Origin of the sequence: Spirillospora sp. NPDC049652 (assembly GCF_040675125.1) — a bacterium.
In the GTDB taxonomy this organism is placed as follows: Bacteria; Actinomycetota; Actinomycetes; order Streptosporangiales; family Streptosporangiaceae; genus Spirillospora.
On the sequence record NZ_JBFAOF010000457.1, the window covers coordinates 1 to 5557 of the forward strand.

The 5557-nt window shown below is 71.9% G+C and carries 6 protein-coding genes; 2 read left to right on the top strand and 4 right to left on the bottom strand.

Annotation, left to right across the window (positions count from 1 at the left end):
• The coding region (locus AB0J52_RS25060) for a LysR family substrate-binding domain-containing protein (RefSeq protein ID WP_500184628.1) at nucleotides 1-581 on the top strand (581 nt) is incomplete at its 5' end.
• Here AB0J52_RS25060 and AB0J52_RS25065 read toward each other — a convergent pair.
• Nucleotides 575-1381, bottom strand: coding sequence for a TetR/AcrR family transcriptional regulator C-terminal domain-containing protein (locus tag AB0J52_RS25065; protein ID WP_500184630.1), 807 nt, complete (start codon nucleotides 1379-1381; stop codon nucleotides 575-577). The two genes, AB0J52_RS25060 and AB0J52_RS25065, sit on opposite strands and share 7 nt — an antisense overlap.
• 72 nt (nucleotides 1382-1453) lie before the next feature.
• Here AB0J52_RS25065 and AB0J52_RS25070 point away from each other — a divergent pair, with 72 nt between their 5' ends.
• The gene (locus AB0J52_RS25070) at nucleotides 1454-3715 is read left to right on the top strand and encodes an ATP-binding cassette domain-containing protein (RefSeq protein WP_500184631.1); all 2262 of its coding nucleotides are present in this window, start codon (nucleotides 1454-1456) and stop codon (nucleotides 3713-3715) included.
• A gap of 129 nt (nucleotides 3716-3844) precedes the next feature.
• Here the strand turns inward: AB0J52_RS25070 and AB0J52_RS25075 are convergent, their stop codons facing one another.
• From AB0J52_RS25075 to AB0J52_RS25085, 3 genes are all read right to left on the bottom strand, one after another.
• Nucleotides 3845-4312, bottom strand: coding sequence for a Dps family protein (locus tag AB0J52_RS25075; protein WP_500184632.1), 468 nt, complete (start codon nucleotides 4310-4312; stop codon nucleotides 3845-3847).
• A gap of 179 nt (nucleotides 4313-4491) precedes the next feature.
• Nucleotides 4492-4848 (bottom strand): helix-turn-helix domain-containing protein, encoded by a 357-nt coding sequence (locus tag AB0J52_RS25080; protein WP_117361047.1) that lies wholly within the window; start codon nucleotides 4846-4848, stop codon nucleotides 4492-4494.
• Between the two features lie 111 nt (nucleotides 4849-4959).
• Nucleotides 4960-5544 carry a nicotinamide-nucleotide amidohydrolase family protein gene (locus tag AB0J52_RS25085; RefSeq protein WP_500184635.1) on the bottom strand — a complete coding sequence of 195 codons (585 nt, stop codon included), beginning with the start codon at nucleotides 5542-5544 and terminating at the stop codon, nucleotides 4960-4962.
• Nucleotides 5545-5557: the final 13 nt, after the last annotated feature.

Sequence of the window (5557 nt, forward strand, 5' to 3'; positions counted from 1 at the left end):
GCCCGGTCACCGCGCGCAGCAGCACCGGGCGGTTCGCGGCGCTCCGCCCCGACCTGCGGGTCGAGCTGCTGCTGAACGACTGGGACGACCCGGCGGGCACGGTGCTCTCCGGACGCGACCGGGCGGCGCTGCTCCGCCTGCCGATTCCGGGCGCGAACCTGCTGGACCACGAGGTCCTCGTCCGGGAGGGGCGCTGCGTCGCGCTTCCGGAGGGGCACCGCCTCGCCGACCGGGCCTCGGTCCGGCTGGCCGACCTGCGGGACGAGACGTTCGTGGCGCTGCCCGCGTCGTCCGGGCCGCTGCGCCGGCACTGGCTGGCCGTGGACGAGCTCGGGACGCTGCCGAAGGTCGGCGCGGAGGTGCACAACTCCGAGGATTACTTCCTCGCCATCCAGTCCGGCCGCGGGATCGCGATGGTCGCGGAGATGTCGGCGCGCGTGTACCGGCGTCCGGGTGTCGTCTACCGGCCCGTGGAGGACGCTCCGGCGGCCGAGCTCGTCGTGGTCTGGCCGCGCGGCGACACCGACCCGGTGCTGCGCGACTTCGTCCGTGCGTGCGTGGAGGCGGCCGAGGGCTACTGAGCCGCCGGGCGCCGGGCGGCGAGCCGCGCCTCGATGCCGTCCAGGATGACCGCTAGACCCGGGTGGAACCCCTCGTCCACCAGCCTTTCGAGGTACGGGGCGTCGCGCTCGGGCGGCGGGGCGTCGCGGGATTCCAGCCAGGCCATGTCCGGGACGCCGTCGAGGAAGTCGGGCGCGATCTCCTTGAGAGCGGCCGCGCGCGCGTGCCACCACTCCTCGTCCGCGACGCCGGTCGTGCGGGCGGCCTGGCGCGCCTCGTTCACCGCCCGGACCGCCCCCTCCACGTACCGGACGAGCACGGGAACGACCGCACGCGCCTCGTCCGGCCGGAGCCCCGCCCGGCGCAGGATGCCGGCCAGCGCGTTGTAGGCGGTGTACTCGTTCGGCCCGAGGACGGGACGCGCCTGCGACACCTGCGAGACCCAGGGATGGCGCAGGTGGAAGTCGCGCGTTGCCTCGGCCCAGGCGACCAGCGCGTCCCGCCAGCCGCTCTGCGGGAAGTCCGGCGGCAGCTCGGCGAGGACCTTGTCGTACATGAGGTCGAGCAGCTCGGCCTTGCCCTGGACGTAGGTGTAGAGCGCCATCGCGGTGCGCCCGACCCGCTCCCCCACCAGCCGCATCGACAGCGCCGCCGTGCCGACCTCGTCGGCGACCGCGATCGCGGCGTCCACCACGGCCTCCACCGACAGCGCCGGTTTGGGGCCGGGCGCGTTCGGGCGGGCCGCGGACCGCCGCGCCGGCCCCCGCCAGAGCAGCTCCATCGAGCGGCGCGGGTCGCCCTGTCCGGCGAAGACGGCCATGTGCGAACTCCTTATGGCATAAGCTGATCGACCGATCTCTTTATGCTCTAAGGATATCAACGGAGGGCGCGCATGACCCCGAACAACGCCGACAGCCACGACGTCATCGAGGTCCGCGGGGCGCGGGAGAACAACCTCGCCGAGGTGTCGCTGGACATCCCCAAGCGCCGCCTCACCGTGTTCACCGGCGTCTCCGGCTCCGGCAAGTCGTCGCTGGTCTTCGGCACGATCGCGGCCGAGTCGCAGCGGTTGATCAACGAGACCTACACCGCGTTCGTCCAGTCGTACATGCCCAACATCCCGCGCCCGGACGTGGACGGCCTGCGCAACCTGTCCGCCGCGATCGTCGTGGACCAGGAGCGCATGGGAGGCAACAGCCGCTCCACGGTCGGCACCGCCACCGACGCGTCCACGATGCTGCGGATCGTGTTCAGCCGGCTCGGCGTCCCGCACGTCGGCACCTCCAGCGCGTTCAGCTTCAACACGGCCGAGGGCATGTGCCCGGCCTGCGAGGGCCTCGGCAAGGTCTCCGACATCGACCTCGACCAGCTCGTCGACCGCGACAGGTCGCTGAACGAGGGCGCGATCACCGTCCCGAACTTCGCCGTCGACTCCTGGTACTGGAAGAACTTCGCGCACTCCGGCTTCGTGGACCCGGACGTCAAGCTGCGCGACTTCACCCCCGAGCAGTGGGACGACTTCATGCACAAGCCCGCGACGAAGATCGAGCTCAACGGGCTGAACACCAACTACGAGGGCCTGCTGGTCAAGGTCCGGCGGCTCTTCCTCGCCAAGGACAAGGAGTCGATGCAGCCGCACATCCGCGCCTTCGTGGAGCGGGCCGTCACCTTCACCGCCTGCCCGGACTGCGGCGGCACCCGGCTGAACCCGGCGGCGCTCTCCTCGAAGATCGACGGGATGAGCATCGCGGACTGCTCGGCCCTGCAGATCAGCGACCTCGCCGCGTTCGTCCGCAAGCTGGACGCGCCGTCGGTCGCGCCGCTGCTCGCCACGCTCCGCGAGACGCTGGAGTCGCTGGTCGAGGTCGGGCTCGGCTACCTCAGCCTGGACCGCGAGTCCGGCAGCCTGTCCGGCGGCGAGGCGCAGCGCGTCAAGATGGTCCGGCACCTCGGCTCCAGCCTCACCGACGTGACCTACATCTTCGACGAGCCGACCGTCGGGCTGCACCCGCACGACATCCGGCGCATGAACGACCTGCTGCTCCGGCTGCGCGACAAGGGCAACACCGTCCTGGTCGTCGAGCACAAGCCCGAGACCATCGAGATCGCCGACCACGTCGTGGACCTCGGCCCCGGCGCGGGGACCGCGGGCGGCCGGATCTGCTACACCGGCGACGTCGCCGGGCTCCGCGCGTCCGGCACGCTCACCGGACGGCACCTGGACCACCGCGCCCGGCTCCGCGAGACCGTCCGCACCCCCACCGGGCACGTGTCCATCGAGAACGCGAACCGGCACAACCTCAGGAACGTCAGCGTGGACGTCCCGCTCGGCGTCCTGACCGTCGTGACGGGCGTCGCCGGGTCCGGCAAGAGCTCCCTCATCCACGGCCACCTCGCCGGACGCGCCGGGGTCGTCTCCGTGGACCAGTCGGCGATCCGGGGCTCCCGGCGGTCCAACCCGGCGACCTACACCGGGCTGCTCGACCCGGTCCGGACGGCGTTCGCCAAGGCCAACGGCGTCAAGGCCGCGCTGTTCTCGGCGAACTCCGAGGGCGCCTGCCCCCACTGCAAGGGACTCGGGCTCGTCTACACCGACCTGGCGATGATGGCCGGCGTCGCGACCGTCTGCGAGCGCTGCGAGGGACGCCGCTTCACCCCCGAAGTGCTCGGTTACACGCTGAACGGCAAGAACATCAGCGAGGTGCTCGCCATGTCCGTGGACGAGGCGCGCGGCTTCCTCACCACCGGGCAACCAAGGAGGATCCTCGGCCACCTCGCCGATGTGGGTCTCGGCTACCTCGGCCTCGGGCAGCCGCTCACCACCCTCTCCGGCGGCGAGCGGCAGCGGCTCAAGCTCGCGATCCACATGGCGGAGAAGGCCGCGACCTACGTCCTGGACGAGCCGACCACCGGCCTGCACCTCGCCGACGTGGACCAGCTCCTCGCCCTGCTGGACCGGCTCGTGGACGCCGGGAACTCGGTCGTCGTCATCGAGCACCACCAGGCCGTGATGGCGCACGCGGACTGGATCATCGACCTCGGGCCCGGCGCGGGCTCGGAGGGCGGCGAGCTCGTCTTCACCGGCACGCCCGCCGACCTCGTCGCGCACGGCGACACCCTCACCGCCGTCCACCTGCGCGAATACGTCGCCTGACGCCGATCCCGGAACGCTTTCGGCCGGGGCCTCGGCGGACGGACCGCCGAGGCCCGGAAAAGCGCCGAGTCCCCGGAGAAGCAACGAACCCCGTCCCGTGGGCGGGGCGGGGTTCGGCGAAGGGACGGATCAGGACTGCGCCTGGAACATCCAGTGCAGCTTCTCCAGTTCGGCGGTGATGCCGATGAGCAGGTCCTGCGAGACCGGGTCGGGCTCGTCGGTCGCCTCGATCCGCTCGCGGAACCGGCCGATGATCTCGAACAGCGTGCCGGTCACGGCGAGCAGGACCTTCTCGTCGCCGAGGTAGCCCGGGTCGAGTTGCTCGATCTTCGTGCGGTCGGCGATGGTGCGGGACCGGCCGTCCGGGTTCACGCCGATCGCGACCGCGCGCTCGGCCACGTCGTCCTGGGCCTGCCGGGCGAGGTCGACGATCTCGTCCAGGTGCTCGTGGATCGTCTTGAAGCGCGGCCCGACCAGGTTCCAGTGCGCCTGCTTGGCGTACAGGGCGAGGTCGACCAGATCCACCAGCGCGCCCTGCAGGGCCTCGCCGGTCACCTTCTGAGCAGCCTCGGAAAGGGGGCTCTTCACCACGGCCATCTCTGAGCTCCTTCCGCGTCGTTCGTCGAATGATCGTTACAACACAGAAACATGCCCGGAAATGTCGTCTCTACAAGTGAGTCGCCGCACAACCTGGCCGCGGGGCCGGACGCGGGGAGGGAGGGCATGGAGGATCGCGGCGGGGCGACCGCGGGGGCGGCCGCCGTTCCGGACCACCGTCAGGCGGCGACCATGTCGGCCCGGAACTCGCCCGCGATCTCCTCCGGCGAATCGGGCACCGTGTCGGTGCTGATCCGCTCGTGCTCCGGCGGCGCGCCGGCCATCACCGGCTCGTGCTGGAGCTCGGCCAGCGCCAGCTGGTCGGCGACCTCGCGCAGGACGTGGCTGAGCGGCACCCCGAGAGCCTTGCAGATCGAGGACAGCAGCTCGGAGGACGCCTCCTTCTGACCGCGCTCGACCTCGGACAGGTAGCCCAAGGACACCCGGGCCGCCGCGGACACCTCGCGGAGGGTGCGCCCCTGGCGCAGTCGCAGCGCCCGCAGGACGTCACCGAGCAGGCTGCGAAGCAGGACCATCGTCTCGCTCCCTCCCTCAGTTCGGACCATCTGCCGGTTCCACCGTACCCGCCCTGAGCGCGGCCATGGCAGACCGTGGATTTCGTGTTCGCTCGCAACGTAACGCTGTAATCAGCCCGTCTCTTCCCGATCTTTCCGAGCGTCCCCGGCCGCGGGCTCCGCGTCAAGCCCGAGCAGGACGCGACGCAGCAGGTCAAGGGCGTGGACGACGGTCATCCGGCGCAGCGCGGCGCGGCTCTCGGCGCCCGGACCGGGCACGGGGAGTCGCGGTCCGGTGACACGGAACGTGTTTCCGGGTCCGGCCACCGCGACGTAGACCGTTCCCACGGGACGGCCGTCCTGGGGCTCCGGACCGGCGACCCCGGTCACCGCGACGCCGTACGCGGCGCCCAGACGGTCCCGGACGCCCTCGGCCATCTGCCGGGCCACCTCGGGGTGGACGGCCCCCTCCGCGGCCAGCAGCGCCGCGTCCACGCCGAGCAGCCGCTGCTTGAGCTCGGTCGCGTACGAGACGACCCCGCCCACGAACGTCGCGGACGAACCGGGCATCTTGGTCAGCTCCGCGCCGATCAGCCCGCCGGTCAGGGACTCGGCCGCCGCCGCGGTCGCGCCCCGCTCGGCCAGCAGCCGGTGGACGACCCGGTCGAGCGTCTCGTCGCCGGCGCCGTAGACCGCGTCGCCGAGCAGCTCGCGCACCCGCGCGTCGGCC